Below are 19,041 nucleotides of genomic sequence, written 5' to 3' on the forward strand. Positions count from 1 at the left end.
CCTCCCTTCCGCCTTCCGACCTCCCTTCCGCTTCCCAGGACTTCCTTCGTGGCAGGACGATTCGCTCCGCGACCCACCCGTACGACCGTGCGCGGTGGGCATGTCGTCATGCCGTCCGGCGGGTCCGGCGTGCCTCGGCAGGCCGAGGAGTCGGGGCTGGTGCGGACCTGGGTGCCGGGGTGGCCCGTGGATCTCGGGCTTGTGCTCGGGCCGTTGCGGCGGGGGCCGGGGGATCCGACGTTTCGGGCGATGCCGGACGGGTCCGTGTGGCGGGCCAGTCTCACGCCGTGTGGGCCGGGGACCCTGCGGGTCTCCGTGCGGGGCGAAGAGGTGCGTGGGGAGGCTTGGGGGTCGGGGGGTGCGTGGCTGCTCGATCGGCTGCCCGAATTGCTTGGCGCCGCGGACGAGCCCGAGGCGTTCGTGCCGCGGCATCGGGTGGTGGCGGTCGCTCGGCACCGGCGGCCGGGGTTGCGGTTGACGCGGACCGGGTTGGTGCTGGAGTCGTTGATTCCGTCGGTGTTGGAGCAGAAGGTCACGACCGATGAGGCGTATCGGGCGTGGCGGTTGTTGGTGCGGAAGTTCGGGGAGCCGGCGCCGGGGCCCGCGGCGGTGGTGCGGGGGCGGATGTGGGTGATGCCGGGGGCTCGGGCGTGGGCGTTGATTCCGTCGTGGGAGTGGCATCGGGCCGGGGTGGACGACAAGCGGGCGTCGACGATTCTGCGGGCGGTTCGGGTGGCTCGGCGGTTGGAGGAGGCGGTGGTGATGTCTCCGGAGGTGGCTCGGGCGCGGTTGGAGGTGGTGCCGGGGGTGGGGCCGTGGACCTCGGCGGAGGTGGTGCAGCGGAGTCATGGGGCGGCGGATGCGGTGACTGTGGGGGATCTGCATCTGCCGGGGATCGTGGGGTGGGTGTTGGCGGGGGATCGGGATGCGGATGACTCCGTCATGTTGGAGCTGTTGGAGCCGTATGCGGGGCAGCGGCATCGGGCGGCTCGGTTGATTTTGTTGAGTGGGCGGGGGCCGGCTCGGCGGGCGCCGCGGATGCCTGTCGGCGACATTGGGCGGCTTTGAGGCGTACGGCTGTGTACTGACGGGCGTTTTTCGCCCCCGCCGCCCCTACCCGTCCCATCACCAGGGGCGTTGCCCCTTCGACCCCACTGGGGGCTGCGCCCCCAGACCCCGCTTCGGCCTGAACGGCCTCGTCCTCAAACGCCGGACAGGCTGAAAGATGCGGACCGGCGTCCGAGAGGCGAAGCCCCCTGGGGGTGGGTGGGGGATCGGGACGGCACAGCCACGGCCCCGGACGCCCGACAGGCTCACGGACGCGGACCGGAGTTCAAGAGGCGCAGCCTCGGCCCCGGACACCGGACGGCTCAAAGGCCCGGACCGGCATCCAGTCAGCGCCGCGTGCAGCGTGCTGGATGCCGGTCCGGGAAGTAATCGCCCTCCCCCGGAGGGAGCCCCGTTTACTGGTCCGACGAAAATCTCACCGATCCTGCCGGGATGCGGGCGTCGCACCACACCCTGACGCCGTCACGGAGTTCGTTGTCGGCGCCGATGATCGCGCCGTCGCCGATGACCGTGCCGGTGAGGACGGAGCGTTCGCCCACGCGAGCCCGGGTGCCGATGAGGGAGTCGGTGATGACGGCGCCTGGTTCGATCACCGCGCCTGGGAGGATCGTCGAGCCGAAGACCCTCGCGCCCTCGGCCACGAAGGCTCCTTCTCCCACCACCGTGCCGCCCGTCAGTTTCGCGTCCGGGGCCACCCTTGCCGTGGGGAGGACCAGTCGGTCGCCGCAGCGGCCGGGGATCGCGGGGGACGGCGCGTGGCCCAGGACCAGGTCGGCCGAGCCGCGCACGAAGGCCGCGGGGGTGCCCAGGTCCAGCCAGTACGTGGAGTCGACCATGCCCTGGAGGTGCGCGCCCGCCGACAGGAGGTCGGGGAACGTTTCGCGCTCCACTGACACCGGGCGGCCTGCCGGGATCGTGTCGATGATCGAGCGGCGGAACACGTACGCCCCCGCGTTGATCTGATCGGTGACGATCTCCTCGGGAGTCTGGGGTTTCTCCAGGAACGCCAGGACTCGGCCCGTCTCGTCCGTCGGGACCAGGCCGTACGCCCGCGGGTCCGTCACCTTCGTGAGGTGGAGGGACACGTCCGCGCCCGTCTCCTCGTGGGTGCGGACCAGGCGCCGGATGTCCAGGCCCGTCAGGATGTCGCCGTTGAAGATCAGGACCGGGTCGTCGGGGCCCGAGTGGAGGCGCGAGGCCACGTTGCGGATCGCGCCGCCCGTGCCCAGCGGTTCCTCCTCCGTGACGTACTCGATGTGCAGGCCCAAGGACGAGCCGTCGCCGAAGTACGGTTCGAAGACCTCCGCGAGGTAGGACGTGGCCAGGACGATGTGTTCGACCCCCGCCGCTCTCGCTCTCGCCAACTGATGCGTGAGGAAGGGGACACCCGCCGCCCGGACCATGGGCTTCGGCGTGTGCACCGTGAGGGGGCGGAGCCGCGTGCCCTTGCCGCCGACCAGGAGAATCGCTTCTGTCACCTGTCGTCTCTGCTTCCTGCCGGGACCGGCCGAACTGACTTTCGGCCGGCCAGTGTATGCAGAACGTTGTTCGGCGCCTTCGACGGTCGTGCGGCATCCCGCGAGTCCACCCATGCCCCCGACGGCGGTGAATGCGACCCCCGAAGTCCCGCCCGCCGGTCAGCGGCCCTGGAAGCGGGCGGCAGTCGTGCGGGTCGTGCCGAGCTTGCGGTAGAGCTGCAGGCCCGGGCAGTCCGTGGCGAAGCCGTCACGGTGACCGGAGATCACATTCAGTCGTACGTTCTTTCCTTTTCGGTAGAGATTGCCACCTCCGGACTTCAAATATGTCTTTCCCTTCGGATTGCCGCCCCAGATCCCGAGTTTCCAGGCCGTGAGGCGGGCGATCGCCTTCACCGCGGCGGTGGGCGGCTTGGCCGAGCCGAAGCTGCCGAGGACCGCGATCCCCATGCTCTTGGTGTTGAACCCGAGGGTGTGGGCGCCCAGCACCGGCTTCGCCACTCCCCCGGCCCGGCCCTCGTAGATGGTTCCGCACTTGTCGACCAGGAAGTTGTAGCCGATGTCGCGCCAGCCCATGCTCGTGACGTGGTAGCGGTAGATACCGCGGATGACGGAGGCCGCCTGCGAACACTTGTACCCGTTGCCGGTGTCCGTGTGGTGGACGAAGGCCGCCTTGACGTTCCTCGTGTAGACGAACTTCTTCTCGCGCAGCTTCTCGTCCGCGCCCCAGCCGCGCCGGGTGACGATGCGCGGACGGGGGCCGATGTACGGCTTCACGCGCTGACTCCGCGTCAGCTCGCTGCCGTAGAGCGCTTGTACTTCCTGTTCGGTGGCCCGCAGGTCCAGCGCCGGGATCTCGGTGGCCTCGGGCGGGGTCCCTGCTCGCGTCACCGGCTCCGGCCCGGCCGGCTCCGCCTCTCCCGGGTCCACCAGTTCGAGGCGCAGGCCCGTCGGGAGCGCGGTCGCGGACGTCAGCGTGCGGGTGCCGCGGGCCGTGTCCTCCGTACGGCTCACGCCCTCGGCGCGTACGCGGACCTCCACGCCGTCCGAGTCACCCACCCACAGCGGCGGGGTGGAGCCGCGGACGCGGCCCGAGGTGCGCTCGGCGGAGTCGGGGTCGGGCGCGTCGTCGTTGTGGGTCCCGATGTCCTGCCAGTCCGACCAGGTGCCGGAGCCGGTGGCCCGGGTGCGGACCTGGACGCTGCCGTGCAGGGCGGTGTCCGGGTCGTCCCAGATGACGCCGACCATTGAGAAGTGGCGTACGTCCCGGCGGGCCAGGCCCTGTTCGGGGGCGGCGGAGCCGAGGACGCGGGCGCGGGTGAGCGGGGCGAGGGGCAGGGACTGGGTGCCGCCGGACAAGCCGGCCGGGCGGGCCGCCGGCATGGACGCCGTGCGGCTCGACGCCGGACTCGCCACGGCGGACGCCGGCTGGGTCAGCGGAAGGGCGAGGGCGGTCGCACAGGCGACGCCGACCGAGGAAGCAAGGAATCCACGCATGCATCCGATGTTGGACATAGTCATATATATCTGTCCATCCGGGAACTGACGGACCGTCGGCTGCCGCTGCGCCGAACCGGTGGCCCCGCACCCGGCCGCGCACCGTTCCTCCCGCGTACCCTTGCGCGGGTGAACGCCACCGACCGCACCCCTGCCGACCTGCTGCGTTCCGCGCTCTCCGCGGACCCGGGACGCCCCCTGGTGACCTTCTACGACGACGCCACGGGCGAGCGCGTGGAATTGTCCGTGGCCACCTTCGCCAATTGGGTGGCCAAGACCGCGAACTTCCTCCAGAACGACCTCGCCGCGACCCCCGGCGACCGGGTCGCGCTGCTGCTGCCCGCGCACTGGCAGACGGCGGTGTGGCTGCTGGCGTGCGCGTCGGTGGGCGTGGTCGCGGACGTGGGCGGGGACGCGGGGACGGCCGACGTGGTCGTGAGCGGGCCCGACTCGCTGGACGCGGCGCGGGCGTGCCGGGGCGAGCGGGTCGCTCTCGCCCTGCGGCCGCTGGGCGGGCGCTTCCCGCAGGCCCCGGAGGGCTTCGCGGACTACGCCGTCGAAGTGCCGAGCCAAGGGGACCGGTTCGCGCCGTTCTCCCCGGTGGACCCGGAGGAGCCCGCGCTGATCGTGGCCGGGCGGGGCTTCAGCGGGGCCGAGGTCGTCGAGCGGGCGCGGGAGGAGGCGGGGGCGCTCGGGCTGACCGGGCCGGGATCCCGGATCCTGTCGGGGCTCTCGTACGACACCTGGGAAGGCCTCAACGCCGGGTTGTACGGGCCGCTCGCCACCGGCGGTTCCGTGGTGCTGTGTCGGAATCTGGATCAATTGGGCGAGGACGCCCTGGCCAAGCGGATCGAGAGCGAGCGCGTTACCGCTTCGCGCCACTGAGGGATCGGACGCGGCTGGTTCGGCGAGTGCGGGCCCGTCGCGGCCGGTCGCGCAGTTCCCCGCGCCCCTGGGGCATGCAGTCACCCGATCGGATCAGCACCGGCCGCCCCCGGCGGCCGCCACGGGTCATGGTCGTAGGAGCAGACCGCACCGCATGCTCGTACGCCATGAGGGGGATCCGCCGTGACCGACAGCGCAGGCACCCTCGGGCCCGGCGCCGGGTCGTCGGCGAGCGGCAAGGGGCTCATACGGCGGCGTCGGCGGAAGTGGGTCACGTACGGGGGGCTCGGGGTCGCCGTCCTGGTGGTCGTGGCCGCCGGGGGCGGGTGGGTCCTCTACGCGAAGCTCGACGGGAACATCACGCCCGACAACGCGGCGGCGGCCGAGCTGGCGCGGTACGAGAAGGAGCGGCCGACCTCGCTCGTCAAGGACGCGCAGAACATTCTGCTGATCGGGTCGGACTCGCGGTCGGGGGACGGGAACGCGCGCTACGGGCGGGACTCGGGAACCGAGCGGTCGGACACGACGATCCTGCTGCACCTGGCCGCCGGGCGGCGCGCGGCCACCGCCGTCTCGTTGCCGCGGGACCTGATGGTGGACGTGCCGGCCTGTCTGCGGCCGGACGGGACCCGGACCGAGCCGATGTTCGCGATGTTCAACTACGCGTTCCAGACGGGCGGTTCGGCCTGCACCATCCGGACCGTGGAGAAGCTGACGGACGTGCGGATCGACCATCACATGGTCGTCGACTTCCATGGCTTCAAGGAGATGGTCGACGCGGTGGACGGGGTGGAGATCTGTCTGCGCCGGTCCATCCACGACAAGGCCGCGAAGTTGAACCTGCCGGCCGGGAACGTGACGCTCGACGGGGAGCAGGCGCTCGGGTACGTGCGGGCCCGCAAGTCGCTGGGCAACGGCAGTGACACCGACCGGATGGACCGTCAGCAGCGGTTTCTCGGGGCGCTGGTCAACAAGGTGCGCGGCAATGACGTACTGCTGAATCCGGTGAAGCTCTATCCCGTGCTGGACGCGGCGACTTCGTCGCTGACGACCGACCCGGATCTGGCGAGCCTGCGCGGGTTGTACGAACTCGTGCGCGGGGTACGCGACATCCCCACGGAACGTGTGCAATTCCTTACCGTGCCGCGGGAGTCGTACGTCTACAACGCCAATCGTGACCAGCTCGTGGAACCCGAGGCCGAGAAACTGTTCGAACGGCTGCGCACCGACGCGCCACTCGCGGTGGCCAAGGAAATTCCGCGGGATTCCGCCGCAAAGGGCCGCAATTCGACGTCTCGCGACGAGGAGAACTCGTACGGGGACGGAGAGGAGTCTTCGTACGAGGGGTCGTACGAAGACGCGTATGACTACGGCGAGTACGGAGACGACGACTCAAAGGCAGGCGGAAAGCGGCCCGACGAGCCCGTGGCCGGTGTTTCTCCCCGGCCGACGTTCCGCGGCAACACCGCCGCCGAAGACTTGTGCGGGTAAAGCGCTCACCAAATCGGCGCACTAATGTCCGAGAAAATGGGCGAATTGACCAGTTGCCCGGACGTGCAATTCGTCACCGCGGTCCCCCGGCACTGAACAGGGCGGATAGTGTGAGCGATCCGGTGCGTTCGGCCGCGAGGTGCTTCCTGGCGTCGTGCACTGTGTGACCAGACAAGCGCCTTGTAGGGGGGAAGGCGCTTGCGTGGCCCCGACGGAGGATTCGGACAACCGTGGACGCGCAAAGCCGTGGGCGGGCGGACGACATCGACCCCGCAGACCAGTGGGTACTCAACCCGAACACCGGTGAATACGAACTGCGACTGACCCCTTCCGCACCGCAATCGGGTGTGCCGGGCCCGCGCAGATCCGCCTCACAGGGCGCGGTCCGGACGGCGGCGCCCGGGCGGGCGGCGGGACGGGCGGCACCGCAGGCTCCCGAGCGCGAGACGCAGCCTTCGCGTCGGCGGCGCGGGGCGCCCGAGGAACCGTTGCCGGGGCGGCGCGGCCGGCGGCCGGTGAAGAAGAAGTCGAAGACCAAGAAGGTCCTGTTGTGGACCGGCGGCATCATGGCGTTCGTGCTCGTGGGCACGGCGAGTGCCGGCTATCTCTACATCAAGCACCTCAACGACAACATCACGGCCGTCTCCGACGACGGCGCGAGCACCGGTGGCTTCAACAAGGACAAGGCGATCAACATCCTGTTGATCGGCACCGACAAGCGCACGGGCGCGGGCAACACGAAGTACGGCGACGCCGGCAGCGTCGGCCACGCCGACACCACGATCCTGCTGCACGTCTCCAAGGACCGCTCCAACGCGACCGCGTTGAGCATCCCGCGCGACCTGATCACCGACATCCCGGACTGCCCGACCAGCCAGGACGACGGCTCCTCCAAGGTCATCCCGGGCTCGACCGGCGTCCGCTTCAACACCAGCCTGGGCCAGGACGCACGGACGCCCAGCTGCACCATGCGGACCGTCACCGAACTGACCGGGATCACACCGGACAACTTCATGGTGGCCGACTTCAACGCGGTGAAGACGCTGACGGACGCGGTCGGCGGGGTCGAGGTCTGCCTGGCCAAGGACATCGACGACCCGGACTCGCATCTGAAGCTGTCCAAGGGCACGCACAACATCTCCGGCGAGCAGGCGCTGGCCTTCGTGCGCACCCGGCACTCGGTGGGCTTCGGCGGTGACCTGAGCCGGATCACGCTCCAACAGCAGTTCCTGAGCGCGCTGATGAGGAAGCTGAAGTCCAACTCCACGCTCACCAACCCGACGAAGATGCTGAAGCTGGCGGAGACCGGCACCAAGGCGCTGACCGTAGACTCCAAGCTCGACAGCATCGGCAAGCTGAAGGACCTGGGTCTTGAGCTGGGCAAGCTCAACCCGAAGAACCTGACCTTCACCACGGTTCCGGTGGTCGACAACCCGGCCGAGAAGGTCGCGGCGACCGTCGTCCTCAACGACACGACGGCACCGCAGGTCTTCGACATGATCAAGAACGATGTGTCGTTCACCGCGGTCAAGCAGCAGCAGAAGAAGGAAGCCGCCGCCGTGGCCGCCCGGCTCAAGGGCACCAAGTCCGCCGCCGCGGACGTGCGGGTCCGGATCCTCAACGGCGGTGCCGCGCCCGGCAGTGCGCAGGCCGAGCTGAACTACCTGCAGAACGACGAGGGCGTGCTGAAGTCCGAGAACGCCGGCAACGCGGACGCGGCGCTCGCGAAGACCACCCTCGAATACGCCCCCGACCAGGCCGACCAGGCCCGCCGCCTGGCCGCCATCATGGGCCTGTCCGGCTCGGCGCTGAAGCCGGGCAAGAGCGTGACCAACTCCCAGGGCCTGCCGACCATGACCCTCACCCTCGGCAAGGACTTCAAGGGCGCCGGAGTCAAGATCAACGCCTCCTCCGGGTCGACCCCCGCAGGGGTCCAGAAGTCCACCGCGGACAAGGTCGAGTGCGCCAAGTGATCCTGAAGGGCCTGCCGTACGTCTTACAGGACGCACGGCAGGCTCTTTTCTTTTCGGATGCTTTCGGCGCAGGGGTGGGGAGACAGCGGAATGACGCAGAGCAGTGTGCAGGGGGAAGGGACGTCCGAGGACGTCCGGCACGCTCCTGATCTGGGCAGGGGCGGCTCCGACGGCCCCGCCGAGCCGGCGGGTGGTCCCCGCGGGCCGGAGGGATCCGGCCGCCGCAGACAGCCGCCCAAACGCGGGCACCGGGTGCTGCGCTGGTCGGCGCTGACCCTGTCGGTGCTGATACTCGGGACGGCCGGCGCCGGATACCTCTACTACGAGCACCTGAACAGCAACATCGAGAAGGGCCGGCGCAGCAGCGGCGACTCGAAGGCGCGGAAGACCGGTCCGAACGCGGACGGGCAGACGCCGATGAACATCCTGCTGATCGGCTCCGACAGCCGCAACTCCGCGGAGAACCTCAAGCTGGGCGGCTCCAGGAACGACGTCGGCAGCCCGCCGCGCGGCGATGTGCAGATGCTCATCCACCTCTCCGCGGACCGCAAGAGCGCCGCGATGGTCAGCATCCCGAGGGACACCCGGGTCGACATCCCCAAGTGCGAGGACCCCGACACCGGCACGGTGTACCCGGCGACCAACACCATCATCAACGAGTCACTGGCCCGCGGCGGCGCCGGCTGCACGCTGGCCACCTGGGAGAACCTCACCGGGGTCTACATCGACCACTGGATGACGATCGACTTCGCCGGCGTGGTGCGGATGGCGGACGCCATCGGCGGTGTCGACGTCTGTGTGCGGCAGAACGTGTGGGACCACCCGACGGCCGCCGTACCCGGCGGTTCGGGGCTGAAGCTGACGGCCGGCACACACAAGGTCAAGGGCAAGAAGGCGCTGCAGTGGCTGCGCACCCGGCACGCCTGGGGCAGCGACCTGATGCGGGCCAGGGCCCAGCACATGTACCTCAACTCGATGATGCGCACGCTGACCAAGCAGAACGTCTTCACCGACACCGGGCGCCTGACCGGCCTCGCCGAGGCGGCCACCAAGTCGCTGACGGTCTCCGAGGAGATCGGCACCGTCAAGAAGCTGTACGACCTGGGCATGCAGCTCAAGGCGGTGCCGTCCGACCGGATCACGTCGCTGACGATGCCGAATGTCGAGGACGCCGAGAACAGCGACCACGTGGTGCCGGACGCCACCAACGCCGACAAGCTGTGGCGGATGCTCCGCGACGACGTGCCGCTCGACAAGAACGGCAAGGCGTCCGACGACAAGGCGTCCGACGACAAGAAGAGCAAGGGCACGGGTACGGCCACCGAGGCGCCCTCGGTCGACCCGGCCGCGCTGGGCGTGCTGGTGCAGAACGCCACCCGCACCCCCGACCGGGCACCGGTCTCCGGCCGGGCGGGCGCGCTCACCCAGGTGCTCGCGGGCAAGGGCTTCACCAGGGCGGCGGCGGACACCACGGCGACGCTCTCCGAGGAGAAGACGGTGGTGCGCTACCCGAGCGCGGACCTGAAGGGTGACGCCCAGGCGGTCGCCAAGTCCCTCGGGATCCCGCTGAGTTCGGTGAAGAAGTCGACCGATGTGTCGGGAGTCACGGTCGTGGTGGGCGCCGACTGGCGGGAGGGCACGGCGTATCCGAAGCAGTCCGCGCCGCAGGCCGGTGACCTGCCGGACAACGCCGACGCCATCAACGGCTCGGACAAGGGCCAGTGCATGGATGTGTACGCGCCCTATCGCTGGTAGCGGATCCGTGTTCGAGATTGAGAGGGAATGACCACTTGTAGGGGGGCGCGTTTGCCCAGCGGCGACACCTGAGGCGGAACTGTGCGGTTAGTGTGGGCGATCCAGCGCCGCGCCTGACGGAGGACTCATACACCGTGGACGTGCAAGGCCGTGGCCGTGCGGACGGCATCGACCCCGCAGACCAGTGGGTCCTCAACCCGAACACGGGCGAGTACGAACTGCGTCTGACGCCGTCCGCGCCCGACTCGGCGGTCCCGGGCCCGCGCAGACCGGCCCCCCGGGACCCCGCACCCCGTGCCAACGCCCCCCGGGGAACCGGCCGTACGCCGTCCTCGGCGGCGAGCGCGGGCCGGCGCGGCCGTCGTCCGGTGCCGAAGAAGCCGAAGGCGTCGCGGGCCAAGAAGGTCCTGCTGTGGACCGGCGGCACCATGGCGTTCGTGCTGGTCGCCACCGCCGGCGGTGCCTACTTCTATCTGAAGCACCTCGAAGGCAACGTGGCGACGACCGACATCGGCGACGCGGGCAAGAGCGGCTTCAGCAAGGACGAGGCCTTCAACATCCTGATCATCGGCACCGACAAGCGCACCGGTGACGGCAACGAGGGCTACGGCGACCAGGGCAGCGTCGGCCACGCCGACACCAACATCCTGCTGCACGTCTCCAAGGACCGTACGAACGCGACCGCGTTGAGCATCCCGCGCGACCTGATCGTGGACATCCCCGACTGCCCGACCAAGCAGGCCGACGGCACCGAGAGCGTCGTCCCGGGGCAGCAGGGCGTGCGCTTCAACCGGAGCCTGGGCGAGAGCGGCCGGGACCCCGGCTGCACCATGCGCACGGTCAAGGAGACCACCGGCATCTCCGTCGACCACTTCATGATGGCCGACTTCAACGCGGTCAAGACGCTGACGACGGCGGTGGACGGCGTCACGGTCTGCCTCGAACACGCCGTCAAGGACAAGCAGTCCAAGCTCGACCTGCCCGCGGGCGAGTCCAAGGTGGAGGGCGAGCAGGCCCTCGCCTTCGTGCGCACCCGGCACAGCTTCGGCAACGAGGGCGACCTCGACCGCATCAAGGTGCAGCAGCAGTTCCTCGGTTCGCTGATGCGCAAGATGTCCTCCGGCGACACCCTCACCAGCCCCACCAAGCTGCTGAAGCTGGCCGAGGCCGCCACCAAGGCGCTCACCGTGGACAGCGCCATCGGCAAGGTCGGCACGCTCAAGGACATGGCCCTGGAGCTGAAGAAGGTGCCGACGAAGAACATCTCCTTCACCACGGTGCCGGTGCTGGACAACCCGGCCGAGACGATCAAGGCGACGGTCGTCGTCAACGAGGCGAAGGGCCCCCAGCTCTTCGACCTGATCAAGAACGACGTCTCGCTCACCGCGGTCAAGCAGCAGAAGAAGAAGGAAGCCGCCGCCGTGGCCGCCCGGTTGAAGGGCACCAAGTCCGCCGCCGCGGACGTGCGGGTCCGGATCCTCAACGGCGGTGCGGCCGGCGGGAGTGCGCAGGCGGAGCTGAGCTATCTGCAGAACGACGAGGGCGTGCTGAAGTCCGAGAACGCCGGCAACGCGGACGCGGCGCTCGCGAAGACCACCCTCGAGTACGCCCCCGACCAGGCCGACCAGGCCCGCCGCCTGGCCGCCATCATGGGCCTGTCCGGATCGGCGCTGAAGCCGGGCAAGAGTGTCACCAACTCCCAGGGCCTGCCCGCCATGACCCTCACCCTCGGCAAGGACTTCAAGGGCGCCGGGATCAAGCTCAACTCCTCCGCCGCGGCGAACGTCGACGTCGACAAGTCCACGGCCGACAAGGTCCAGTGCGCCGGTTAGAGGGTCCGCGCGCGGGTTAACCGTGCGGTAACGCGGATCAGGGCAACCTCACGGGCCCGTCGCATGTCTCCAGAACGTACGGGGGACAGGTGGGAGGACGGGTAAGTGACGCAGGGGACTGTGCGGGAGGCCGAGTCCGCCGCCGCGGGGGACGGCGCCGGTGACGACACCGGCGCGGCCGAGGGTTACGGGCGGCACGGCGGAGGCGGCCGGTCGCCGCGGCGATTCCGGCTGCTGAGATGGTTGGCGCTCACGCTCGCCGTGCTCATGATCGGCGCGGCCGGGGCCGGATACCTCTACTACGAGCACCTGAACGGCAACCTCAAGAAGGACGACCTCAACCTCGGCGACAACAAGGTCGCCGCGCCCACGCCGAACGCTGCCGGGCAGACCCCGCTGAACATCCTGATCATCGGCTCGGACGCGCGGGACACCAAGGAGAACCAGGAACTCGGCGGCGCCCGGGAGACCTTCGGCTCCACCCCGCTCGCCGATGTCCAGATGCTGGTCCATCTGTCCGCCGACCGGTCCAACATGTCGGTCGTCAGCATGCCCCGCGACACCCTCGTGGACATCCCGAAGTGCACCGACCCCGACGACGGCGAGGTGTACCGGGCGAGCGACGGGCGGGTGATGACCAACCAGAGCCTCGGGCGCGGTGGTCCGGGCTGCACGGTGGCCACCTGGGAGAAGCTGACCGGGGTGCACATCGACCACTTCATGATGGTCGACTTCTCGGGCGTGGTGTCCATGGCGGACGCGATAGGCGGTGTCCCGGTCTGCGTCGACGCCAACATCCACTCCCGCGACAGCGCGGGTCACGGGTCCGGGCTGAAGCTGAAGAAGGGCACCACGTCCATCAAGGGCGAGCAGGCCCTGCAGTGGCTGCGCACGCGGTACGGGTTCGAGGACGGCAGCGACCTCGCCCGCGCCAAGGCCCAGCACATGTACATGAACTCGATGGTCCGCCAGCTGCGCGAGAACGCCACGCTCAGCAACCCGGGCAAGCTGCGCACCCTCGCCGAGAAGGCCACCGCGGCCCTCACGGTCGACCCGGGCCTGGACACCGTGAAGAAGCTCTACGACCTCAGCAACGAGCTGCGCAAGCCCGCGCCGAAACGAATCACCATGACGACCATGCCGAATCGATACGTCGGCGCGCGCGTCGAGCCCACCGAGGACGCCGACCAGTTGTTCCGGCTGGTGCGCGAGGACATCGCGCTGGACGGCAAGGACAAGAAGAAGACCACGGCGGAGGAGACCTCGGACGACCCCGCAGCCGCTCCCGGCGCGATCGACGTCCAGGTGCGGAACGGCACCCGCACCGACACCCTCGGCGCGGCCTCCGGACGGGCGGGCGCGGTCGCCGGGCTGCTGGCGGAGAAGGGCTTCACGAAGGCCGCCGTCGACCGGGGCACGATCCTCAGCGAGGCCCGGACGGTGGTCCGCTACCCGAGCGCCGACCTGGAGGGCGACGCCCAGGCGGTCGCCAAGTCCCTCGGGATTCCGCTGAGTTCGGTCAAGAAGTCGACGGACGTCTCCGGGGTCACGCTCGTCGTGGGCGCGGACTGGCGCGAGGGCAGCGCGTACAAGGCACCCAAGAAGAACGACCGCACGCCGAAGACGGCCGAGGCGCTCAACGGGGCGGACGAGAAGGCGTGCATGCACGTCAGCCCCGGGTTCACGTGGTCCTGAGCCTCGGGGCCGCGGGGTCCTGAGCCGACGGCCGGCGCTTCCTCGTCAGGAACCCACAGCGAACTCCTAGCTCTCTCCCGAATGATGAGCCCGGCTCGGTCGGTCGCCGTCAGGCGCAGGGGTGGGAGGGCACTGAGTTGACGCAGAACAGCGTGCGCGCCGAGGTTCCGGCGGTCGAGGACACCATGTCCCTCACACCGCAGGCCGGCGGCCGGCGCGGACGTGGCCCGGGCGGTGGCCGAAGGCGTCGTGGACGGCGGATCCTGCGCTGGACGGCGATCGTCACCACGTTGGTCACCGTGAGCACGGCCGGCGCCGGCTACCTCTACTACCGGCACCTCAACGCCAACATCGAGAAGGACGCCCTCAACATCGGCGACTCCAAGGACCGGGCCGCCGAGTCGAAGGCGAACGCGGCCGGGCAGAAGCCGCTGAACATCCTGCTGATCGGCTCGGACGCGCGGGACTCGGCGGAGAACCAGAAGCTGGGCGGCGCCGAGGACACGTACGACACCCCACCGCGCGCCGACGTCCAGATGCTGCTGCACGTCTCCGCCGACCGCACCAACATGTCGGTCGTCAGCATGCCCCGCGACACCCTGGTCGACATCCCCGAGTGCACCGACCCCGACACCGGCAAGGTCTACCCGGCGAGCACCTCGGCGATGACGAACACCACGCTGGAACGCGGTGGTCCGGGCTGCACGGTGGCCACCTGGGAGAAGCTGACCGACATCCACATCGACCACTTCATGATGGTCGACTTCGCCGGCGTGGTCTCCATGGCGGACGCCATCGGCGGAGTCCCGGTCTGTGTGGACGCCAACATCTACTCCCACACCTCCTCCGGCCACGGCTCGGGCCTGAAGCTGGAGAAGGGCACGACGTCCGTCAAGGGCGAGCAGGCGCTGCAGTGGCTGCGGACGCGCTACGGGTTCGAGGACGGCAGCGACATCGCGCGCACCGAGGCCCAGCACATGTACATGAACTCGATGGTCCGCCAGCTGCGCGCCAACGCGACTCTCAACAACCCGGGCAAGCTGCGGAAGTTGGCCGAGACGGCCACGAAGGCGCTGACCGTGGACGACGGGCTCGGCACCGTGGCGAAGCTCTACGACGTGTCGACGGAGCTGAAGAAGGTGCCCACCGCGCGCATCACGATGACGACGATGCCGTGGGTGTACTCGGCCGACGGCAACCGTGTGCTGCCCAAGGCCACCGACGCGGAGAAGCTGTGGCGGCTGGTCCGCGAGGACATCGCGCTGGACGGCAAGGACAAGAAGAAGACCGACACGGCGGCCGTGACGACCGACAAGGCCGCGGCGGACGACGAGATCGCCGTCCAGGTGCAGAACGGTACGGAGTCCGACGCGGAGCCGGCGGTGACGGGCCGGGCCGGCGCGGTCGCCGAACTCCTCGTCTCCAAGGGCATCGACAAGGCGGTCGCGGACTCCTCGGCACCGCTCAGCCAGGCCGAGACGGTCGTCCGCTATCCGTCGGCGGACCTCCAGGCCGACGCCCAGCGGGTCGCCAAGTCGCTGGGGATTCCGGTGAGTTCGGTGCAGAAGTCGACCGCCGTTTCCGGTGTCACACTGGTGGTCGGCGCGGACTGGCGCTCGGGGGCGAAGTACACCGCCGAGGACGACACCACACCGGCCTCGGCGAGCGCTCTCAACGGCGCGGACAGCAAGGCCTGTATGCATGTCGACCCGGACTACACCTGGTAATTCGACAGCAGCTCGACGGGAGAGCCGTGATCCGTTGGTCCACCGCCCTGACTCAGGCGGGAATCACCGATCCGCGTCTGCGCAGAACCTATGACGCCCAGCGCACGCAGGTACGAAGATTCGCGCTGCACGAGTACGTCGCGGCCCGGCTCCTGCTGCCGGCGCGCCTTCATCCGCCCGTGGTCGCCGCGGTGGCGTACATGCACGCGACGGACGAGCTGATCGACACCGGTGCCGTGCGCGACCGCCACGCGGCCCTGCGCGTCTGGGAGGCCGACACCGTGGCGGCCCTCGACGGCGACGAACCACCCGCGAACGGCACCCTGTCGGCCCTCCGGGACGCCGTGGACCGCCACCCGCACCTGGCCGCCCGGGTACGCGCCTTCCTCGACGGCGCGCCCGTGGAGGCCAGTTGGACCGGTTTCGGGACGGAGGCCGACTTCCAGGCCTACGTGGACGGGTACGCGCTGCCCGCCCTGATGCTCACCGCGTCCCTGATCGCGCCCGACCCCGACGCGGGAGACGACGACCCGTTCGTCATGGGCTGCCGGGCCCTGATCGAGGGAATGCAGCGCACGGATTTCCTGGCCGACCTCTCGGAGGACGCCGGCTGGGGCCGGATCGGCATACCGAAGGACGAGCTGGCCCTGCACGGACTGAAGTTCGGGGATCTGCTGAGCAAGTCGGAGGAGTGCGTACCCGCGTTGGAGGACCTGGTCCAGGCCCAGGCCGACCGCGCCGAGTCCGCCCTCGCGGAGGGCCGTGGACTGCCCGGTCTGGTCGCGCCCGAGTACCGCCCGTTCCTCGACGCCCTGATCACCGTCCAGGACCTCCGCCTCGCCGCGGTACGGCGCGCGGGAGGCGGCCTGCTGCACCGCGCGGCGAACCCGTCGGCGACCGCCTCGCTGCGGGTCCTGGGCCGCCAGTACCGCCACGCGCGGGCCGCGCGGCGGTAGCTCACGGGCGAGCGGTGGGCCCCCACCCGGTGGCGCTCAGCCCGCCGTCAGTACCGCCGGACGGCGGGACGCGATGACCTTCTTCGCCAGGGACTTGGGGCTGGTCAGGAAGCCCCAGCCCCAGCTCATGTGCATGGTGGCCAGGGCCACGGGGATCTGGAGGCGTGCCTTGAGGGGGAGGCCCCTGCCCGCCGGGAGGGAGCCCAGCACGATCGCCGCGAGATAGCCCCCGGGGATCACCAGACCCCAGGGCGTCAGGGCCGCGCCGACCACGAGGCCGGCCGCGATGGCGAGCACGGCCGTCGGCGGGGCGAGGTAGCGCAGGTTGATGGAGCCCTCGTGGTAGCGGGCGACGACGTGCCGCCAGCGGCCGTAGTCCTTGTACTGCTTGGCGAGGGCTCTCACCGACGGACGGGGGCGGTACGACACCCTCAGCTCCGGCGAGAACCAGATCAGGCCGCCCGCCTCGCGGATGCGGAAGTTCAGCTCCCAGTCCTGGGCGCGGATGAACTCCTCGTTGTAGCCGCCCTGTTGCTCCAGCGCCTCGCGCCGGAACACCCCGAGGTAGACCGTCTCGGCCTCCCCCGCGGCGCCGCCCGTGTGGAAGACGGCGTTGCCCACGCCGATCTTCGACGTCATCGCGGCGGCGACGGCGTGCTCCCAGTCGTTCTCGCCCTCGGCGTGCATGATGCCGCCGACGTTCTGCGCGCCGGTCTCCTCCAGGAGCCGTACGGCGGTGGCGATGTAGTTCGGCGAGAGCATGCCGTGGCCGTCGACGCGGACGACGATCGGATGGCGGGAGGCCTTGATCGCGGCGTTGAGGGCGGCGGGCGTGCGGCCGACCGGGTTGGGGACGGTGTGCACGCGCTTGTTCTCGAAGGATGCGGTTTCGCGTACGAGCTCGGCCGCGATCTCGTCCGTGCGGTCCTTCGAGGGACCGAGGGCGAGCACGACCTCCATCTCGCCGTCGTACTCCTGCGCGAGGATCGCTTGGACGGCTCCGCGCAGATGCCGCTCCTCGTCGAGGACGGGCATGATCACAGATACGGCGGGGAGGCGCACGTCGGAATTGGCGTTCATCGGTGCTCACGTTACCGCGAACGGGGGACACGTTCGCGCCCGGCCGGGGCGGCGGACCGGGCCACAGATCGTATGGACCTACGGTGCTCACGGATCCCACATACGGCCGTCGCCCGGAGGTGTCCCCCTTGCCCACGCCGCCACGGTCCGCCGCCACCGCCCGCCCCCAGCCGCCCCGCGCGCCACAGGGGCGCGCGCCCAGGCCCCCCGTCCGGCGCAAGAAGCCGCGCTGGGCCATGCGGGCGGTGACGACACTGTCCGTCGTCGTCCTCGCCTCGGCCGGGATCGGGCACGCGGTGGTCACCAGCCTGGACGCGGACATCGCCCGCGTCGACCCCTTCAAGGACATGAAGAACCGCCCGCGTGCGGGCCACGGCATGAACGTCCTGCTGGTCGGCACGGACGGCCGCGACAGGATCACCGAGAAGGAGCGGCGCCGCTACCGCCTGGGCGGCGCGCCCTGCCACTGCACCGACACGATCATGATCGTGCACATCTCCGAGGACCGGGAGCGGGCCAGCGTGGTCAGCCTGCCGCGCGACTCGTACGCCATGACGCCCCCGCACGTCGACGAGACCACCGGGCACCGCCACAAGGGCCACCCCATCAAGCTCAACGCGGCCTACGCGGAGGGCGGTCCGAACCTCACCGTGCGGACCGTCGAGGACATGACCCATGTGAAGGTCGACCACTATCTGGAGGTCGACTTCACCAGCTTCATGAAAACGGTGGACGTGCTCGGCGGGGTGAAGGTCTGCACGGCCGCCCCCCTCAAGGACACCTACACCGGCCTGAACCTCCCGGCCGGCTCCCACACCCTGATGGGCGGCCAGGCCCTCCAGTACGTCCGTGCCCGGCACGTCGACGGCGCCTCCGACCTCAGCCGGATGAAGCGTCAGCAGCGCTTCCTGGCGGCCCTCATCGAGCGGGCCACGTCCTCGGGGATCCTGCTGAACCCGATGAAGTTCCGTGACGTGACCCGGGCCGTGCTCGGCTCGGTCCGCGCCGACAAGGGCTTCGGCACCGACGAACTGCTCGACCTCGGCCGGGCGATGCGCGACTTCTCCCCCTCCTCCTCGGAGTTCACGACGGTCCCCATCGGCCGGATGGGATACGCCGTCAAGGGCGTCGGCTCGACCCTGAAGTGGGACACCGCCAAGGCCAACCGGCTCTTCCGCGCCCTGAACGACGACAAGCCGCTCACCGCGCACCGGCCGGTCAGCAGGGCGGTAAGGGTGGACGTGGCCCCGCAGCAGATCCGCGTGCAGGTCGAGAACGGGACTCCGACCGTCGGCCTCGGCAGGCGCGTGGACGCGCAACTGGCCGGCACCGGCTTCCGTACCACCCGTGCCCCGTCGAACGCGGCCGACCGGACCGTGAAGCGCACGGTCGTGGCCTACGACCCCCGCTGGGACCGTTCCGCCAAGTCCCTGGCCGCCGCGCTGCCCGGCAGCGAGCTACGGGCGGTCAAGGGCCTGGGGCCGACCCTGAAGGTGATCGCGGGCGCGGACTTCCGCCAGGTGCGCACGGTGCGGGCGGACGACCCGTACCAGGGCGAGTTCGGGGTGGTGACGGGCGACCAGGTGGTGTGCCCGTAGTCCTTCGGA

Annotated in this window: 13 protein-coding genes; 10 read left to right on the forward strand and 3 right to left on the reverse strand. The window is 70.1% G+C overall.

The features are described 5' to 3' along the window. Positions 1–48: 48 nt before the first annotated feature. Entirely contained in the window at positions 49–1,068 is a 1,020-nt protein-coding gene (locus ACIQI8_RS32020) for a DNA-3-methyladenine glycosylase family protein (protein ID WP_402358047.1), read from the forward strand. A gap of 395 nt (positions 1,069–1,463) precedes the next feature. Here the strand turns inward: ACIQI8_RS32020 and ACIQI8_RS32025 are convergent, their stop codons facing one another. Both ACIQI8_RS32025 and ACIQI8_RS32030 read right to left on the reverse strand, forming a co-directional pair. Continuing rightward, positions 1,464–2,546, reverse strand: coding sequence for a sugar phosphate nucleotidyltransferase (locus tag ACIQI8_RS32025; protein WP_402358050.1), 1,083 nt, complete (start codon positions 2,544–2,546; stop codon positions 1,464–1,466). 159 nt (positions 2,547–2,705) lie between these two features. Then, positions 2,706–4,040: a peptidoglycan recognition protein gene (locus ACIQI8_RS32030; protein ID WP_402358053.1), complete on the reverse strand. Its 1,335-nt coding sequence runs from the start codon at positions 4,038–4,040 to the stop codon at positions 2,706–2,708. A 129-nt stretch (positions 4,041–4,169) separates the two neighbouring features. Here ACIQI8_RS32030 and ACIQI8_RS32035 point away from each other — a divergent pair, with 129 nt between their 5' ends. The 8 genes from ACIQI8_RS32035 (at position 4,170) to ACIQI8_RS32070 (ending at position 16,354) form a co-directional block, all read left to right on the forward strand. Then, positions 4,170–4,925 carry a TIGR03089 family protein gene (locus tag ACIQI8_RS32035; protein WP_402358056.1) on the forward strand — a complete coding sequence of 252 codons (756 nt, stop codon included), beginning with the start codon at positions 4,170–4,172 and terminating at the stop codon, positions 4,923–4,925. A gap of 183 nt (positions 4,926–5,108) precedes the next feature. After that, positions 5,109–6,416 (forward strand): LCP family protein, encoded by a 1,308-nt coding sequence (locus tag ACIQI8_RS32040; RefSeq protein ID WP_402358059.1) that lies wholly within the window; start codon positions 5,109–5,111, stop codon positions 6,414–6,416. A 230-nt stretch (positions 6,417–6,646) separates the two neighbouring features. Next, positions 6,647–8,389, forward strand: coding sequence for an LCP family protein (locus tag ACIQI8_RS32045; RefSeq protein ID WP_402358062.1), 1,743 nt, complete (start codon positions 6,647–6,649; stop codon positions 8,387–8,389). A gap of 90 nt (positions 8,390–8,479) precedes the next feature. Beyond that, on the forward strand, positions 8,480–10,144 hold the full coding sequence (locus ACIQI8_RS32050; protein WP_402358065.1) for an LCP family protein: 1,665 nt from the start codon (positions 8,480–8,482) through the stop codon (positions 10,142–10,144). Between the two features lie 134 nt (positions 10,145–10,278). Further along, positions 10,279–11,976, forward strand: coding sequence for an LCP family protein (locus ACIQI8_RS32055; RefSeq protein ID WP_402358068.1), 1,698 nt, complete (start codon positions 10,279–10,281; stop codon positions 11,974–11,976). 105 nt (positions 11,977–12,081) lie between these two features. Further along, positions 12,082–13,671 (forward strand): LCP family protein, encoded by a 1,590-nt coding sequence (locus ACIQI8_RS32060; protein WP_402358071.1) that lies wholly within the window; start codon positions 12,082–12,084, stop codon positions 13,669–13,671. Positions 13,672–13,808: 137 nt separating this feature from the next. Further along, positions 13,809–15,398, forward strand: coding sequence for an LCP family protein (locus ACIQI8_RS32065; protein WP_402358074.1), 1,590 nt, complete (start codon positions 13,809–13,811; stop codon positions 15,396–15,398). Positions 15,399–15,424: 26 nt separating this feature from the next. Then, on the forward strand, positions 15,425–16,354 hold the full coding sequence (locus ACIQI8_RS32070) for a squalene/phytoene synthase family protein (protein WP_402358077.1): 930 nt from the start codon (positions 15,425–15,427) through the stop codon (positions 16,352–16,354). A gap of 36 nt (positions 16,355–16,390) precedes the next feature. On the opposite strand, the gene ACIQI8_RS32075 is transcribed toward ACIQI8_RS32070, so the two are convergent. Next, positions 16,391–17,434, reverse strand: coding sequence for a glycosyltransferase family 2 protein (locus tag ACIQI8_RS32075; RefSeq protein WP_402358080.1), 1,044 nt, complete (start codon positions 17,432–17,434; stop codon positions 16,391–16,393). Between the two features lie 119 nt (positions 17,435–17,553). Here ACIQI8_RS32075 and ACIQI8_RS32080 point away from each other — a divergent pair, with 119 nt between their 5' ends. Then, positions 17,554–19,032, forward strand: a complete 1,479-nt coding sequence (locus ACIQI8_RS32080; protein ID WP_402359670.1) for an LCP family protein — start codon at positions 17,554–17,556, stop codon at positions 19,030–19,032. The last annotated feature ends 9 nt before the right edge of the window (positions 19,033–19,041 follow it).

Source organism: Streptomyces sp. NPDC092369 (assembly GCF_044755245.1).
Taxonomy (GTDB): Bacteria; Actinomycetota; Actinomycetes; order Streptomycetales; family Streptomycetaceae; genus Streptomyces.